General features: G+C 59.5%; 11 protein-coding genes and 1 pseudogene. 5 read left to right on the top strand and 7 right to left on the bottom strand.

Going from position 1 to position 17579, the window contains the following annotated elements; genetic code table 11:
- Positions 1–10: 10 nt before the first annotated feature.
- Complete coding sequence (locus AC07UI_RS24115) at positions 11–3439, bottom strand: condensation domain-containing protein (protein WP_494994868.1); 3429 nt, start codon at positions 3437–3439, stop codon at positions 11–13.
- Between the two features lie 8 nt (positions 3440–3447).
- Positions 3448–4425 carry a TauD/TfdA family dioxygenase gene (locus AC07UI_RS24120; RefSeq protein ID WP_494994869.1) on the bottom strand — a complete coding sequence of 326 codons (978 nt, stop codon included), beginning with the start codon at positions 4423–4425 and terminating at the stop codon, positions 3448–3450.
- 257 nt (positions 4426–4682) lie between these two features.
- On the opposite strand from AC07UI_RS24120, the gene AC07UI_RS24125 reads away from it, so the two are divergent.
- From AC07UI_RS24125 to AC07UI_RS24140, 4 genes are all read left to right on the top strand, one after another.
- Positions 4683–6743 (top strand): TonB-dependent receptor, encoded by a 2061-nt coding sequence (locus tag AC07UI_RS24125; protein ID WP_494994870.1) that lies wholly within the window; start codon positions 4683–4685, stop codon positions 6741–6743.
- Positions 6744–6860: 117 nt separating this feature from the next.
- Positions 6861–8282 (top strand): diaminobutyrate--2-oxoglutarate transaminase, encoded by a 1422-nt coding sequence (locus tag AC07UI_RS24130; protein ID WP_494994871.1) that lies wholly within the window; start codon positions 6861–6863, stop codon positions 8280–8282.
- A 69-nt stretch (positions 8283–8351) separates the two neighbouring features.
- On the top strand, positions 8352–9506 hold the full coding sequence (locus AC07UI_RS24135) for an efflux RND transporter periplasmic adaptor subunit (RefSeq protein ID WP_494994872.1): 1155 nt from the start codon (positions 8352–8354) through the stop codon (positions 9504–9506).
- A gap of 44 nt (positions 9507–9550) precedes the next feature.
- Positions 9551–12676: a multidrug efflux RND transporter permease subunit gene (locus AC07UI_RS24140; RefSeq protein ID WP_494994873.1), complete on the top strand. Its 3126-nt coding sequence runs from the start codon at positions 9551–9553 to the stop codon at positions 12674–12676.
- A gap of 389 nt (positions 12677–13065) precedes the next feature.
- Here the strand turns inward: AC07UI_RS24140 and AC07UI_RS24145 are convergent, their stop codons facing one another.
- The 5 genes and pseudogenes from AC07UI_RS24145 to AC07UI_RS24165 form a co-directional block, all read right to left on the bottom strand.
- Positions 13066–14610: a Fic family protein gene (locus AC07UI_RS24145; RefSeq protein ID WP_494994874.1), complete on the bottom strand. Its 1545-nt coding sequence runs from the start codon at positions 14608–14610 to the stop codon at positions 13066–13068.
- Between the two features lie 384 nt (positions 14611–14994).
- A pseudogene (locus tag AC07UI_RS24150) lies at positions 14995–15114 on the bottom strand (HAD-IA family hydrolase); the annotation flags it as partial.
- Positions 15115–15260: 146 nt separating this feature from the next.
- Complete coding sequence (locus AC07UI_RS24155) at positions 15261–15449, bottom strand: aldehyde dehydrogenase family protein (RefSeq protein WP_494994954.1); 189 nt, start codon at positions 15447–15449, stop codon at positions 15261–15263.
- Positions 15450–15474: 25 nt separating this feature from the next.
- Entirely contained in the window at positions 15475–15720 is a 246-nt protein-coding gene (locus AC07UI_RS24160) for an aldehyde dehydrogenase family protein (protein ID WP_494994875.1), read from the bottom strand.
- Positions 15721–15972: 252 nt separating this feature from the next.
- Positions 15973–16356, bottom strand: coding sequence for a winged helix-turn-helix transcriptional regulator (locus AC07UI_RS24165; protein ID WP_027603435.1), 384 nt, complete (start codon positions 16354–16356; stop codon positions 15973–15975).
- 102 nt (positions 16357–16458) lie between these two features.
- On the opposite strand from AC07UI_RS24165, the gene AC07UI_RS24170 reads away from it, so the two are divergent.
- A complete protein-coding gene (locus AC07UI_RS24170) occupies positions 16459–17577 on the top strand; it encodes an NADH:flavin oxidoreductase (protein ID WP_494994876.1) in 1119 nt (372 codons plus the stop codon).
- Positions 17578–17579 lie beyond the last annotated feature (2 nt).

Genomic DNA, 17579 nt, shown 5'->3' on the forward strand with positions numbered 1-17579 from the left:
TCCAACTCGGTTAAAGGGTCAATGAGCGACGTTTGGTTTGCATCAGCTGGCTGCGACCGGCCAGGGCTTGGGACTGTTGGCGTTCGCGCTGGAAAACCTGATCCCATGCGCCGAGGCGTTCGGCCAGTGCCGGCAGCGATTCGTCCAACAGGTTCCGGGTTTCGCCCAACAGGCGCGTCCACAGGTGTTGCAGGCGCAAGGCGCGATCCTGATCGAAGCAGTCGCCGCGATACTTGAGGGTCGCGTCGATGCCTTCGGCACCGTGCACCAGATCGAGCACCAGGTGGAAATCCCCCGGCGCCTGCGCCACGTCCAGCGCCGTCATGTGCGCACCGGCGATATCGGTCGGGGTTACCCGTGACGGTTGATAGTTGAGCTTGACCTGGAACAGCGGCGAGTGACCGGCACGACGCTCCGGCGCCAGTGCCGACACCACCAGATCGAAAGGCAGACCCTGATGGGCGTAGGCCAGTCGTGCCTGGTCGCGAACCCGCTGAAGGAAACCGGCCAGGGTCGGTTTGCCATGCAGGTCGCAGCGCAGGATCAGTTGGTTGACGAAGAAACCGATGACGTCGTTGTGTTCCGCCAACGGACGGCCGCTGACGTCGGTGCCCAGCAGAAACTGCTCCTGGCCACCCAGTTGCTTGAGCACTAGCTGATAGCTGGCCAGCAACAGCATGAACAGGGTCATGCGTTGCTCGCGGGCCAGGGTTGCAAGGTGTTCGCAGGTCGCTTGAGGCACGCTGAAGTTCAGGCTGTGCTCGCCATGGGTCTGGCCGCTGCCACCTAGATCGAGGGTTTGCGGCACGTTTGCCAGATGCTCACGCCAGAAGTCTTGCTGCGCAGCAATCCGTTGTGCGCTCCAATGCTCGGTTTCCCAGTGGGCGAAATCCAGATATTGCACCGGCAGTTCGGCGTCGGTGACGCCGGCCAGTTCTGCCAGCAATACTTGCGCCGAGCGCCCGTCGAATGCGATGTGGTGCAGGGTCAGCAGCAGGTTGTGCCGCTCGTCGTTTTGGCTGAGCAGTTGAGCGCGCAGCAGCGGTCCGGTTTCCAGTTCGACTGGCGTGGCGTGTTCGTTGGCCAGGCAGTGTTGGAGTGCTTGCTGTTGCTGCGGCTCGCTCTGGTCACGCAGGTCGTGCCAGGTCAGTGGCACGGCGGTGGCCGGCAGCACCTGTTGCTGCGGGCCATTGACCCCGTCGCGATACACCGTGCGCAATACACTGTGACGGCTGACCAGCGTGTTCAGCCGCAGCGCCAGGGTTTCGATATCCAGCGGACCTTGCAGGCTCAGGTGCAACACCAGATTGTGCCGGGTGTCGTCCGGATTCAGTTGGCGCAAAAACCACAGGCGACTTTGCGCGAATGATTGACGACTTTGGCTGACGTTCGTACGTGCGGTCGAGGCGTTAGCCATCGGCGATGGCTCGCTCAGGAAACCCTGCAAGGCCAGCGCCCATTGCGCCAGGGTTTGTTCGCCGAACAGGCTTTGGGTGTCGAGCTTCCAGCCCAGATCCTTGTGCAGGCGAGCGGCGAAGTCGGCGACGCTGATGGAATCCAGACCCAAGCCGATCAAGCTGAGTTCGAAGTCTGCCGCGAGATACGGATTGACCTCGCGCAGGGTTTGTTCAAGCCATTGGCGGCAAGCGGTTTGCGCGAGTTGCGGCGTATTGCCCACCAACTGCTTCAGTTGAATGAGGTCAATGGTTTCGCTGTTCGGGGCGATCTGCCCGCCGCTCTGGGCGATGATGCTCAAAGTACCCGCAGCCAGTTGTTTGCGTGCACCCTGACGGGCGATCTTGCCGCTGGTGGTCATAGGGATGGTGCCAGCTTGCACCAGCACAATCTGATCGATGCCGCAGTCGGCGGCTTCGCGCACGGCGTTTTGCATTGACGCAAACAGCACCGGGTGATGCGCCGGGTCGACGAACTTGCGTTGTGGCTCGGCGACGATCACCAATTTCTCGCGACCCAGCAGCGGGTCCATTTCCGAAAACGCGGCGATGCGCCCGGTGCGAATGCCCGGCTCGGAATCGGTAATGGCGAATTCAATGTCGTGGGGGTACAGGTTGCGCCCGTTGAGAATCAGCAGATCCTTCAGACGCCCGCAGATCACCACCTGACCTTCGTGCATGAAACCCAGGTCGCCGGAACGCAGATAATTGCCGGGTTCGCCGACAATGCGCGCCTCAAAGGCTTCGCGGCTGGCTTCGGGGTTTTTCCAATAGGCTTCGGCGTTGCTCGGGCCGCTCAGCCAGATTTCGCCGATGCGATCGGCAGCGCAGCGTTCATGGCTCTGCGGATCGGCGATGGCGATGCTGTGCAAGGCCTGCGGATAACCGCAGGCGACGAATTCCACGGCGGCGGCATCGGTTGCCGCGAGGGCAACACGACCGGTTTCCAGTACGGCCTTGTCCAGACGCAACACCACCGGCAGCGCGTCGGCCGGCGTGGCGCTGACGCACAACGTCGCTTCGGCCTGGCCATAACCCGGACTGATCGCCAGAGGATTGAGACCGCAAGCGGCAAAGCGCTGGGCGAAGGCTTCGAGGGTGCCGGGGTGGATCGGTTCGGCGCCGTTGATTGCGTGTTGCCAGGCACTTAGGTCGAGCTGCGCGATCAGGTTGTCGCTGACCACCCGGTTGCACAGGGCAAAGGCGAAATTGGGGGCAAAACTGGCGCTGGCGCGGTAGCGGCTCAACGCCTGAAGCCAGGTAGACGGCGCGTTGACGAAGGTCTGCGAAGCCATCAGGTAGCAGGGCATACCGCTATAAAGCGGGGCCAGCATGCCACCGATCAAACCCATGTCGTGGTACAGCGGCAGCCAGTTGACCATGCCGCCATGCTCATCGAAACCGTAAGCCTGACGCATCAGTTCGACGTTGGCGATCAGGTTGCGCTGGCGTACTTCAACGCCTTTTGGCGTGCCGGTGGAGCCTGAGGTGTATTGCAGGAAGGCAACGGTCGCACCGTCGACATTCGGGCGTTGCCAGTCACTGGCTGGCGGCATGCCCAGGTTCTGGACCGTCAACACGTCGACTTGGTTTTCCACCAGTTCCAGCAATGCCTGGCAATGATCCGCCGGTGCGAGGATCAGTGCCGGTTCGGCATCCACCACCACCTTGCGCACGCGGTCGAGGTGCCGGGGCTTGCGCGACGGCGGCGGGAACAACGGCACGGCAATCAGGCCGGCATATAAGCAGGCGCAAAACGCGCGTGCGTAGTCGAGGCTGCTGGGTAGCATCAACAACACGCGATCGCCCGCTGCGTAACGCGATTGCAGGGCGGCCGCGAGGGATCGGGACTGCTCGTGCAGTTGGGCAAAGGTCAGGGTTTCGCCGATCTCGACGCCGTCCGGCAAGAAGTGCAGGGCAGCACGCTGCGGGAAGTGCAGGGCGTTGGCCTCCAGCACTTCGATCCAGTGATTGAATGAGAACATGGTGGGATTCACGCCATGGCAACGATGACTTTGCGGTCACCGGTGTAAGGATTGCGGCCGTGTGCGACCAGTCGATTGTCGAGCATCAGGATGTCGCCGGGCTGCCAGGGGAAACTGATGGCGGTCTGGCGATAGACCTCGCGCACGGAATCGAGCACCACGTCGGGAATGGCCGAGCCATCGCCGAAGTAAACGTGGCGGGGCAGGTTCTCTTCACCCACCGCGGCCAGCAGGCTGGCGCGCACGCCCGGCTCGATGGCCGACACGTGAAACAGGTGTGCCTGATTGAACCAGACCCACTCACCGGTATCGGGATGCTGCAGCACGGCGGCACAACGCTGGCGGGTGCGCAGGTCGCCGTCGGCTTTCCATTCCCACTCGATGTCGTTGTCCTGGCAATAGCGCTCAACCTGGGCACGGTCCTCGGTGTTGAACACCTTCTGCCACGGCAGATCCAGCGCACCGCTGTAGTTGCGCACGTAGAGCAGCTCGCGACCGGCAAACAGTTCACGGATGTCAGCGGGCATGCGCTGGTAAATCAGGCGGCTGTCGGCAATCGGCGTTTCGCCACCGCTTTCACTGGCCTTGATGCAGTGGAACCAGATGCGCGAAGGCCATGGCCGGGTGTAGGCCTGCTCGTTGTGCAGGGGAATGAATTGATGGGCCGGGTATTCGGTGGAGCTATAGACCCCGGCAAACACTTTGCTGCGCGGCGTGGAACCGAACTCGTAACTGGCCAGCGGTGCGCCGAAACTGGCGGCAAAGCGCTTGAAGTCGATGGGCGTGGCGACGGTGAAGCCTCGAAACAGCACCCCGCCAACGGTGGTCAGGATATGGGGCAACGTGTCGCGGATCGACGCGTCGAGGTCATGAATCGACTGTCCCGGTTTCGCCAGTACCAGCACGGGCAACGTTGGCTCGCGGCCATCCACTGGAGCATTGGATAAGGGTTCGGAACGCCCGCTCAGGTGTTCGATTGAAGTCATCCTTACGCATCCTTTTTATCTTTCTCGGTCAGGCGGAATGACGTTGGCAAACCTGAAAATCGGGGCAAGGTTGCCAGGACAAAGTCCGACTGAAATGTATTCGTTCTGATATGCGGCGGCATATTAAATACAAATGAGATAGATTATCAATACTATTCCTTTAAGTTTTTTTTTGATCTAGACTGCCGCCGTCTGTAGAAAAACAGCGTTCTTGACGTAAGAAAAAAACACAAATATCTGTTGCATGGGAGCGGGGCGTGAATTTCAAAAAGAATACAATTGCGTTGGCTGTAGGGTCGGCGGTGTGCCTGGCTAGCAGCGCATGGGCGACTGAACAGTCGAACACAATGGAGATCGCTCCGATCACGGTGACGGGTGAAAAAATCAACCGCACCCTTGAGCAAACCCAGTCCAGCGTCGTGGTAGTTACTGGCGAACAGCTGCGTGAACATGCTGACAAGGATCTGGTGGATGTGTTTGCCCGTACGCCGGGTGTGTACAACCAGGCCGGTAACGAAAACTGGGGTATTCGCGGTGTGCCGGTGTCCGGTTTCGACGACCAGGGCCCGGCCACGCTCAACGGTGCGGTATCGGTGTTCATCGACGGCGCCCAGCAGCCGAACCGCGCGTTGACCCTCAGCCCGATCCCGCTCTGGGATGCGGAGCAGGTCGAAGTGTTTCTCGGTCCGCAATCCTCCACGCAAGGCCGTAACTCCCTGGCCGGTGCGGTGGTCATCCAGACCAAAAATCCAACCTTCCAGCCGACCTTCTCGGCGCAGACCAATGTGGGGAACTATGGTGAGCGCGGAGCGGCCGTAGCCGGTGGCGGTTCGATCGTCGACGACAAGATTGCCGGGCGCATTGCCGTGGATTATCAGGACGGCGACGGCTATATCCGTAACGTCACGCTGAATGACGACGCGAACCCGCGACGCACCAGCAACGCTCGCGGCAAGTTGCTGATTCTGCCCAACGACGATGTCGATGTACTGTTGACCTATGCCCACAGCGAAAACCGCCAGGGCGACAACTCGGTGATGCGGGTCAACAACCGGGTCCGTTATTACGAGCTGTCCTCCAATACGCAGGCGTTCGATAACGTCAAGCAGGACACCCTCAGCGCGAAGATCGATTACCGCCTGAACGATGCCTGGACGCTGACCAGCCTGACCGCCAACACGCGCTCCGACTATAGCGCCCGGCTGGACTTCGACCAGACCGCCGAGGTCAATGACGTCATTCTGCGCAAGCAGAACGGTGACATGTTTAGTCAGGAACTGCGCCTGGGCTACCAGTCCGACACTGTTCGCAGTTTCGTCGGTGCCTACTACGGCCACACCACCAACAACTTCCACGACAAGTTGTTGTTCGACAACGAACTGGCCGGCGCCACCAAGGGTGACACGCGCATTGAAAACCAGGCGTTGTTCGGTGAGATCAACTGGACGTTCGCCCCGCGCTGGACCCTGATCACCGGCCTGCGCTTCGACCACGAGCAGAACGACACCGACATCGACCAGGATGACTTCTCCAGCGCCGGCAAAGTCAGCAAGTCGTTCAACGCCGCGCTGCCGAAAGTCGGCATCAACTATGAACTGGCCACGGATCAGTTCGTCGGCTTCATGGTGCAGAAAGGCTATCGCGGCGGTGGCGTCAACGTACGCGCCGGTGGCGGTCACGCGGCCTACGATCCGGAATACACCACCAACTACGAGCTGTCCTACCGCGGCTCGTTCTTCGACAAGACCCTGCGTACCCGCGCCAACCTGTACTACACCGACTGGAAAAATCAGCAGGTCAGTGTGCTGGACCCGGACACTCAGTTCGTTCACATCTTCAACGCCGGTCGCAGTGACATCAAGGGCCTGGAAGTCTTCGTTGAAAAAGACATCACCGAACAGCTGACACTGACCGTCGGTGGCGCCGTCACCGATGGCAAGTACAAGGACTTCGTCGCGGATGACGGCAAGGACAGGAGCGGCCAATCGTTCCTTTTTTCGCCCAAATACAAGATGTCGGTGGGCGGCGTCTATCGCTTCGACGACCGCCTGACTTTCGCCACCGACGTCACCTACCAGAGCACCACCCCGTCGGAATACGAGTTTGATTCGAGCGGCAAGGTCACCGGTGTGCGCAAGAGCGACAACTACTGGCTGGCCAACTTCAACACCGAGTACAAAGTCACCCAGAATGTTGCAGTGTCCGGGTTCATGAAAAACGCCTTCAACAAGGAATACGTCACCAACAACCGCAGCGGTGACATCATCGACGTCGGCGCACCGCGCACGGTGGGTGTGGTTCTGCGTTACGACATGTAAACCCATCTGCGCGAGGAGGCAGTCTCCCCGCGCTCGGTTTCAAGGTTGTTGCTGCCTGCGACGCTCGTTTTCAGGCAGCCCCGTTCCCTTCCAAACCCAGCCTCCATGGAGGAAATCATGAATGCTTTTTCGAATGTCACGGCGGGTGGCGCGCAACAGCTACATCTGTTGCATACCGGTTTGTCGAGTCCTTACTGCCTGGATCCGACACCGCTGCTCGAACGCCAGCAACAGCAGGAGTCCAACGCCCGCAGTTACCCTCGGCGCATTCCACTGGTGCTCGAACGAGCCCATGGCATTTACGTGCAGGACAGTCGTGGACAAGTGTTCGTTGATTGCCTGGCCGGTGCCGGCACCCTGGCGCTGGGCCACAACCACCCGGTGATTATCGAAGCCATCACCCAGGTCATGGCCGCTGGTGTACCGATGCACACCCTGGACCTCATGACGCCGGTGAAGGATGCATTCGTACAAGAAATTTTTGGCTGTCTGCCCACAGAATTCGCTCGCAATGCGCGCATCCAGTTTTGCGGCCCCAGCGGGGCCGATGCGGTTGAAGCGGCGCTCAAACTGACCCGCACCGCCACCGGACGGCACTCGATCCTGGCGTTTGAAGGGGCTTACCACGGCATGACCCTGGGGACGCTGGCCATCAGCGGTAACCTGTCGCCGAAGAATGCCCTCGGTGCCTTGATGCCAGGCGTGCAACGCTTGCCTTTCCCCCACGATTACCGTTGCCCGTTCGGTGTGGCCGGCGATCAGGGCGTAACCTTGAACGTGCGTTACCTCGAGCATTTGCTCAACGACCCGGAAAGCGGTGTTACTGCACCGGCGGCAATGATTCTGGAACCGATCCAGGGCGAGGGCGGGGTGATTGCCGCACCGGACCGCTGGCTTCAGGAGCTTCGCCGGTTGACCCAGGCTCACGGCATTCCGTTGATCGTCGACGAGATTCAGTGCGGCATCGCCCGCAGCGGCCGGATGTTCGGCTTCGAGCAGTCCGGTATCACACCTGACGTCATCACCTTGTCCAAAGCCATCGGTGGCGGTCTGCCGCTGTCGGTCATGGTCTACAACGATTCGCTGGATGTCTGGCAGCCGGGTGCCCACGCCGGTACGTTCCGTGGCAACCAACTGGCAATGGCCGCCGGTACCGCGACCTTGCGCTTCATCCGCGATGAAGGCTTGGTGGCACACGCCGAAACCGCGGGCGCGCATCTGCACAAGCAGTTGCAGATGCTGCAAAGCGAGTTCGCCTGGGTGGGCGATGTACGTGGTCGCGGCCTGATGCTCGGTATGGAAATCGTCGACCCGCAAGGCGCCCTCGACGTACAGGGGCATCCGCCAGTGGACGCGGTCCGGGCCAAGGCCTTTCAGCAGGCTTGCCTGAAGTACGGTCTGATTGTCGAGCTGGGCGGACGCCATGGTGCGACCGTGCGCTTCTTGCCGCCGCTGATCATCACCGAACAGGAAATCGACTTCGTCGCGCAAATCCTGTTCCAGGCAGCGAGCTCGATCAATGAGCGCTGCACGGGTTAATGATCTGCCGATGCACGGGGCTTGCCGAGATGGGCCGGCAAGCCCGCTCTTTTTGCACAGGGACTGACAATGCGCAAGGCTTTAGCGACGATGAAACCCGCTTGGGTGTTGATGGCGGTGTTGGGATTAAGCGGCTGCGGTGCTCAGAATCAGCCCTCTGAACACACTGCGTCAGCGCCTCAGGTGAAGACGCTCACCGTGCAACCCCGACCGTTTGCCATGACCTCCGACCTGCCGGGCCGAATCGAACCGGTGCGCATCGCCGAGGTGCGCGCGCGAATTGCCGGTGTTGTGTTGACCCGTCATTTTCAGGAGGGCAGTGACGTCAAGGCGGGCCAACTGCTCTTCAGCATCGACCCGGCGCCGCTCAAGGCCGCCTTGATGCGGGTCGAAGGCGACTTGGCCAAAGCCGAGGCGGATGTCTATCGCGCCAATGCTCATGTCCAGCGTTACAAACAGCTGGTGGAAGTCAACGCTGTCAGCCCGCAGGCATTTGACGACGCGGTCTCTGATCTCAAGAGTGCCCAGGCCAATCGCCTGGCCGCTCAGGCTGATGTGGCCACCGCCAGACTCAACCTCGGTTACTGTCAGGTGCGTGCACCGATCAGTGGCCGCATCGGCCGTGCCCTGGTCAGCGAGGGTGCACTGGTCGGCCAGGATGAAGCTACGCAGATGGCGAGGATTCAGCAACTGGACCCGATTTACGCCGACTTTACCCAGTCCGTCGATCAGGTCGTGGCCTTGCAGCAAGCCGTGGCCAGTGGTCGCCTGACCCTCACCGGCGCAGGCGCGGCCAAGGTCACGGTGCAGATCGGCAGTCCGGCACAAACCCGACAAGGCAAGTTGATGTTCTCCGATATCTCCGTGGATCGAAGCACCGGGCAGGTCACCTTGCGCGGCGAGTTTCCTAACCCTGACAACCTGCTGCTGCCGGGGATGTATGTGCGTGTAGTGGCGCCGGCGGGGGTCGATCCTCATGCGCTATTTGTGCCGCAAAAAGCAGTGCAGCGGGGCCCTGACGGTCAGGCCCGGTTGATGTTGGTGGACGCCGAGGGGGTGGTGCGCGAGCGCATTATCAGCACTGGCGCGATGCTTGGCTCCGATTGGCAAATCACTCAAGGGTTGTCGGCCGGCGAGCAGGTGGTCATTGAGCGGGCCGATAAACTGAGTGCCGGCACGCCGGTCACCGTCGTTACCCTGGCTGAGCAGCAGGCCCGAAACTGACGGTCTGACGCATTCTTCCACGGCTGTTAGCCAGGATTTTACCGATGCCCGATTTTTTCATTAATCGTCCGAATTTCGCCTGGGTCATCGCGTTGTTCATTGCGCTGGTGGGAGCGCTGACACTGGGCACCTTGCCGGTCAGCCAATACCCGGACGTGGCCCCACCGCAAATCAGTGTCAGCGCCAGCTACCCCGGCGCCTCGGCGCAGATCATCAATCAGAACATCACCAGTCTGATCGAGGAGGAACTCAACGGGCTGAAAGACTTGCTGTACTACGAGTCCAATAGCGCCAACGGCAGCGCCGAAACCACCATCACCTTCAAGCCGGGAACCGATCCCGACATGGCGCAGATCGATGTCCAGAACCGCTTGCAACGGGTGATTGGGCGGCTGCCTCAAGCCGTGATCGAGCAAGGCCTGAAAGTGGAACAGGTGCGCGCCAACTTCCTGATGATCTACGCCTTGTCTTACACCGATGGGCAGCAGGATTCTATCGGGTTGGCGGATTACGCCGCACGGGGCATCAACAACGAGATTCGCCGCGTGGCCGGGGTCGGGCGGGTGCAGATGTACACCGCCGAGCGCGCCATGCGCATCTGGGTCGATCCCACCCGGCTGGTCGGTTACAACCTGTCGATGTCTGACGTGAGCAAAGCCATTGCCGCGCAAAACGTGCAAGTGCCTGCCGGCAGCATGGGCGAACGTCCGGGGCCTGCCGACCAGCACATTACCGCCACCGTGATGGTGCAGGGGCAGCTCGAATCGGTGGAGGCGTTCGGCAACATCGTGCTGCGGGCCAATGACGACGGCTCCAGCGTCAGGATCCACGATGTGGCGCGGGTCGAACTGGGGCGTCAGGACTACCGCTTCGACGCTCGCCTCAACGGTAAACCCGCGGCGGCCATGTCGGTGCAATTGGCACCGGGCGCCAACGCGCTGCAAACAGCGGCCGCGATCAAGGCGCGGCTCGAGCAACTGTCGAGCACCTTGCCGGCGAACATGACATTGAGTGTGCCCTACGACACCTCGTATTTTGTCGACGTGGCGATCAAGCAAGTCATCTACACGTTGGTCGAAGCCATGGTGCTGGTGTTCCTGGTGATGCTGTTGTTCTTGCAGAGCCTGCGTTACACGTTGATCCCGGCGATCGTGGTGCCGGTCTGCCTGTTGGGTACACTCGCGGTGATGGCCCCGCTGGGTTTTTCGATCAACATGATGACCCTGTTCGGCATGGTGCTGGCCATCGGTATTCTGGTGGACGACGCCATCGTTGTAGTGGAAAACGTCGAGCGCTTGATCACTCAAGAGCGGCTGTCGCCCAAAGACGCGACCCGCAAGGCGATGCAGCAGATCAGTGGGGCGATTGTCGGCATTACTCTGGTGCTTGCGGCGGTGTTCCTGCCGTTGGCGTTCATGGGCGGTTCGGTGGGGGTGATCTACCAGCAGTTTTCCATGGCGCTGTCGGTGTCGATTCTGTTTTCCGGGTTCCTCGCACTGACCCTGACGCCGGCCCTGTGTGCCACGTTGCTCAAACCCTTCGATCCGACGCATCAGGCCCGCCCCAACCGCTGGGCGAATGCCTTCAATCGACGCTTCGATGCCTTGGCCCAGCGTTACGAACGGCTCAGTTCGAGTTGGGTCCGGCGCAGCACCCGCAGCATGTGCCTGTACTTGATGTTGCTATTGGTACTCGCATTCGCCTATCACCGATTGCCGTCCTCATTCATGCCGTCCGAGGATCAGGGCTACATCATCACGGATATCCAGCTGCCACCCGCGGCTTCAGCCTCGCGCACCGACGTGACGGTGCAAGCGTGGGAGCACTATGCCCTGGCGCAACCTGCCACGGACCAGGTGCTGGCGATCATGGGGTTCAGTTTCTCCGGGGTCGGAGCCAACGCTGCATTGTCGTTTGTCAGCCTCAAGGACTGGTCGGTTCGTGGAAACGGGCAGGCCAGCGATGCGGTGGCCCGGCGCGCGAATGAGGCCTTTGAAAATGCCGCCGATGGCACGCTGTTCAGCGTGGTGCCTCCACCGGTGGAAGGCCTCGGCACCTCAAATGGTTTCGAGTTACGGTTGCAGGATCTGGCGGGGCAGGGGCACGAAGCGCTATTGAACGCTCGAACCCAATTGCTGGAGGCGGCCAAGGCATCGCCGGTGATTGACTACCTTATGGAGGATGGCCTGGCTGATGCGCCACAAATCAATGTCAGCATCGACCGTGAGAAGGCCGAAGCCCTCGGTGTGAGTTTTGATGTGATCAGTTCAGCGTTGTCCTCGGCGCTGGGCTCGGAACAAATCAATGAGTTTGCCAATCAGGGGCGGATGCAGCGGGTAATCGTTCAGGCGGACAGCATCAGCCGCCAGACGCCTGAAGCGCTGCTGCGCCTGCAAGTGCCCAACCGGCAGAACCGATTGGTGCCACTGGACGCCTTCAGCCGTTTCGAGTGGCAGGTCGGGCCACTGCAGATCGCTCGCTATAACGGCTCGGCGTCGCTACGTTTTTCCGGTGATGCCGCGCCGGGTTACAGCACCGGTCAAGCCATGGAAGAACTGCAGAAAATCGCCCGTCAGCTGCCGGCCGGTTTCAGCCTCGAATGGGCCGGGCTGTCACTTCAGGAACAGCAGGCCAGCGATCAGGTACCGCTGCTGGTGGGGTTGTCGTTGATTGTGGTGCTGCTGGTACTGGTGGCGCTGTATGAAAGCTGGACCATTCCCTTTGCCGTGCTGTTGATCGTGCCTATCGGCATGCTCGGTTCGGTGGCCGCGGTGACGGTCATGGGTATGCCCAATGACGTCTATTTCAAGGTGGGGTTGATTACGATCATTGGGCTTGCGGCGAAGAATGCGATTCTCATCGTCGAGTTTGCCAAGGCGCTACACGCTCAGGGAGCCAGCCTCGCGCAAGCGGCTGCTCAGGCCGCGCGTCTGCGTTTTCGTCCGATCGTCATGACGTCTCTGGCCTTTATTCTCGGTGTGGTACCCCTGGCAATCGCCACCGGTGCGGGTGCTGCCAGCCAGCGGGCGATCGGCACAGGCGTCATCGGTGGCATGCTGGCGGCGACCGTGCTTGGAGTTTTGTGGGTGCCGGTGTTCTTTGTCTGGGTCTTGTCCGCGGCAAAGCGGTTGAATCGCCAGCGTGTCGTCATCACCGAACCCACGGCATAGTCGAGCAGTCTCCAGCCAGAGGTTGGCGGTTAGTTTTCAAAGACTCTCAGGGTCGCCAAAGAACATTTTGACTGGGCTCTAGAGCGGTAGTTTCAGGCCGAAAAATCTTTGTGATGCCCCCAGCTTTGCCCCACTCGCACGTGGTACACGAGCGATCGCGAATGGGGACTCCGACTGAATTCCAGTATGGCGCATGGTGGCTTTCAGTGTAATGCTTCAATCGAAACTGACCGGTACGCTGTGCTTGCCAAGTTCGGAATCCTTGACTCAAAGCGGACCTACAGTGAGCGGTTTCGCATCAAGCGGATGCCGCTTATCCCCGTCACCTTCGATCTGCTTTCGGTCCAAGGAACCAAGCGTTGTGAAAGGCAGAGACGTGAGGTTGAAGATCACTCTTCGCCGCTCCCCACTTCTTGTTCCTCGAATGCGGAGCGCACGGCTTCCACAACACGTTCCGCCCGGTGAGCGTCGTCCAGCTGCGGATACGCTTTCTTCAATTTGCCAGATACCTGCCAGCCATTTTCCTTGAGAGAGCGAATGATGCGGTTCGTGTCCTGATCCGGCATTTCTACCACCTCTTTGAGCCGCTCCTGGGCGCGCTGGAAAATGACCAGCACACGGGCCTCATCGGCCATCTCGGTACGGACCGTATGCGCCACGACCTGTGCCGTGTACAGGACGTGTTCAGTCAGATCGGGATAGCGCCATGCGAATTGCGCGTCGTCGTAGTCATCGAAGACCAGGTTGCTCGGGGTGCCGTCCTCGTAGACGACGAGTTCGCCAAACCGATAGGACGCTGCGTAACGTTGCATGAATGGCCGCGAAAACACCTCCAGCGTACGATCGTAGCGCGCCCGAAAATCGATCGAGCTCGTGATGGTGGCCGACACCGGCAGGATCACGCCATCAGGCACCGCCTTATCGCGGATCAGGGTGTCGTTGATCAGGAAGCGATGGATCCGACCATTGCCGTCCCGCATGGGGTGGATATACACAAAGGCGAAGGCGATGGCCGCAGCTCGAGCCAGCGGCTCGGCGCCCCGTGTTGCCAGCTCGAATGCTTTCAGGCCATCGAGCAGTTGCGCTAGCACCTCAAATTGCGGCGCAATGTAGTGCACGATATCCTCGCGCATGGTCGCCTGTCCTACGAAGACCGGCGAGTACCGCAGGCCCAGTCCGAAGGCCTCATGACCCAAAATACCGGCTTGCAACGTGTGTAGGCTATCGTTGCTCAACGGATCCTTGATATGGCCACAGTACTTGGCGATCACGTGGGCAAACCGCTGGATCCTGTCGGCCTGGTCTGCCTCTTTCTCGATCAGAAAGCTCGCACGCGACTCCTTGAGCGTCAGCCAACTGGCCGTGCGCATCAGGATGTCGGCGCCAAAGGTTTGGTTCAGCTCGCGCAGTGCTGCATCCAGGTCAAATTGCAGCGCTTGCTGTACGGTATCGGTACGGCGGACCAGGGGGCAGAACTCCGGCACGCCGGGCAGATTATTGTTGATGCGCCAGCGCCGTATCCGTAGTGGCTCAACGCGGGTCAGGTACTGCTGCGACGAAACGGCATCGACATAGCCGCCATTGGTCACATCCGGCACATCCAGATGTTGTCCGGTTAGCCACTCGTACAGGAATCCGGTGCGGCGGGCATATTGCCCAAAGGGCGCTTGCCGGCACCAGGCTTCGATGGGCTCTGGGCCAACAGCCGCAAACAGACGGGCGAAAAACTCGAGGTGAATTTCTTCGTACTTGAGCCCAAACTCGAAATGCCCCGCGAAATTGTCCACCGGCTGGTAGCTGGCGGGATACTTGTTCTCGACATGTCCGTTGCTCTCGCGGCTCATCCGTGTCGTACCGATCACCGATTCGACACGTAGGGGTTGTGCAAGCGCGATACCGTAGCGATCGGCGAGTGCCTTGAAGCCTACCTTCATTGTCGAAACCCCTAACGCGAGCTTAAAAATGATAACCGGAAGGATATAGTACGCGAAAATGATAATTCAGGGGGCGCGAAAACGCTAACGATCACTTGAAAATGATAACAAAACAACGGTTTTTTCCGAAAACGATAATCGCCTGGAGTGCCTTGTAGGAGAAGCGTATAGGACGACGCTTGCCTGGCCGCGTAGAGTCGTCAAAGTAGACTCTCAGGGTCGCCAAAGAACATCTGAATAAGGCGCTATATCAATAATTTAAGAGCTTGAATTATTCGCTATGCCCCCTCATTTGCCCCCGCTGTCATGAGGGGGCACGAGCGAATGCTAACGGGCATCTTGGCGTAGATAGGGGGGGAGGCGATTAGGAGGCGTGGTGGTCTTTCACATCTTCATCCAGCTCCCCACGTTGACCACCGGCATGTGGGCGCGACTCGCCGCTTCCATTCCTTGAGGGCTATCCTCGAATACCAGGCAGCGGGAGGGATCCAAGGACAAGCGTCTCGCAGCCTGTTGGCGCTGATGCGATTTTGACCCAGGTTACTGATTTTAGCTGACCCATGTGCAGCCTCTGAAATCCCACGCAAGGTCATCGATTGCTGAGTATTTGAATGGGTCAATGATTTCCGGCGGCCCGGGTCAAAATCGCATCAGCGCCAACAGAGCGGCCAATTCCATGGCGTGATTAACACACAAACGCCAATCGGCTCGCGTACGATCTCAGTGGTGCCCATCTCGTGTTCGAAACTGTATTTGGCTAACGCGGCGCGAGCGATTTGAATGTGGGCCAGGCCGGCCGTGACTTGCAATTGCTCGGCAAGCCATAGCGGTGCGCCCATTTCGTCGGACACTGCTATCGCAAGATCATGCGCGCAACCGGTAGGCTGCGATGATTCGATCGAAGAGTGCAAGACGCTCCTCAACCGATATTTGCGAGAAGGTCTGGAAGGCGGCTCTCGCCGCTGCGACCGCTTTATCGACGTCGATAGTGCCGCCGAGCGCGACCTGGTCGGCAACCGTTTCGTCAGCCGGATTAATTACATCTAATACGGTATTGCCAGCGGGCTCCACCCACGAACCATCGATGTAAAACTGAAGATTTTCGCGCATTTTAGTCCTCGTCATATTGGGCTTTCCAAAAAAGTCAGGCCGCTGGGATCAGCGCTGCCGCGTCGATATCGAAGGCGCTTGGCCAGTCGTCGAGAGTCGCAGAGAGGCGTTGATCAAAGGTCGCAATAAGGCATCAAGTGAGGCCATCTTTGTCGACCATTACAAGGTATACGCGATAAACCTATAGTCAATTAGGCACTTAAAGTAGCGTTGGTAGGTTCAGGGATACCGCGGGCAAACCTGCGAAGTCATTCACTCCGCCAGGCTAACCTGCGCGGCCTCGTCAAACTTCAACCGGGCCGTTTCAACCTCAGGCAATTTGTCGAGCGTCCATTTATGCAATTCGCGAAATGGCTGCTGCAGTGTTCGACCAAGTTGGGTGATCTCATACTGGACTGCCACGGGCGAGAACGAGATGACCTGGCGCGAGACGAGACCATTTCGTTCCAGTCGCCGCAGGCACTGTGTCAGGGCCTTCTGAGTGACGCCCTCCAGGCGACGCTTGATGGCGTTAAAACGATGCGGCCCGTCATCAAGTACCGCCAGAACCATCATCGACCACTTGTCTGCGATTTGGTCGAACAGCGCCCGGCTTGGGCACTCCGACGAAAAACATTGCGGCTTTAATTCCAGCATCGAAGTTTCCTCATGTATACCTAGGCGACTCTAGGTGCCTAATTGACATTTGGTTTACAAAATATACTTATATGGCTTCCAAAAGCAAATGGAGTCCATCCAATGTCAAACCCTGATACCAGCATTTTTTTTCGTCCTTTTTCCATCCGGTCGCTTGAATTGAAGAACCGGATTGTCATGGCGCCAATGACGCGTCTGTTCTCACCTGAAGGCATCCCGGGTGAAGCGAGCACTGCCTACTACCGGCGGCGGGCAGAGGGACGTGTCGGGCTGATTTTGTCGGAAGGCACCGTGATTGATCGCCCAGCATCACGCAATGATTCCGGTATTCCTTTTTTTCACGGCGAAGCGGCGCTGGCTGGGTGGAAAAACGTGATCGATGCGGTCCACAACGCTGGCGGGCGCATGGCACCGCAGATCTGGCACACCGGTGCCACGCGTTACATCAACGACTGGGAGCCAGATGCGCCAGTGGAAAGCCCGTCGGGCCTTGATTCGCCAGGTGACCTGCGTGGCTTGGCGATGAGTGAAGAGGACATTGCCGACACGGTAGCAGCGTTCGCCAAGGCCGCAGCGGATGCCAAACGACTGGGCTTCGATACCGTTGAGATCCACGGAGCCCATGGTTATTTGATCGATCAGTTTTTCTGGTCTGGTACCAATCTGCGCACCGACCGCTACGGCGGCCCGACAATCAAGGAACGCTCGCGCTTTGCCAGCGAGATCGTATCTGCTGTTCGTCATGCTGTTGGCCCTGAATTCCCGATCATCATGCGTGTCAGCCAGTGGAAGCAACAGGATTACGGAGTACGCGTCGCTGAAACGCCAGCTGTGATGGAAGACTGGCTGTTGCCATTGGTCGAGGCTGGTGTCGACGTCCTGCACTGCTCACAACGCCGCTTCTGGGAACCTGAGTTCCCCGAGATTGACGGTGAGAACGGCCTGAACTGCGCGGGCTGGGCGAAGAAAGTAACCGGGGCCGCGACCATTAGTGTTGGTTCGGTTGGGCTAGAAAATGATGTTACTAATGCCTTTGCCGGCAAGGGATCAACCCCTGCGGGTCTGGGTCGGCTCGTCGAGCGCATGGAGCGCGAAGAGTTTGATCTGATCGCAGTAGGGCGTGTTCTGCTGAGTGACAAGGATTGGGTCGCCAAAGTGGAAAAAGGCGATTACGCAGATATGAAGGGCTTCAATCCGGCATCTTTAGCCGAATTGGTTTGAAC

This window comes from Pseudomonas sp. GW821-FHT04C07 (genome assembly GCF_059420325.1).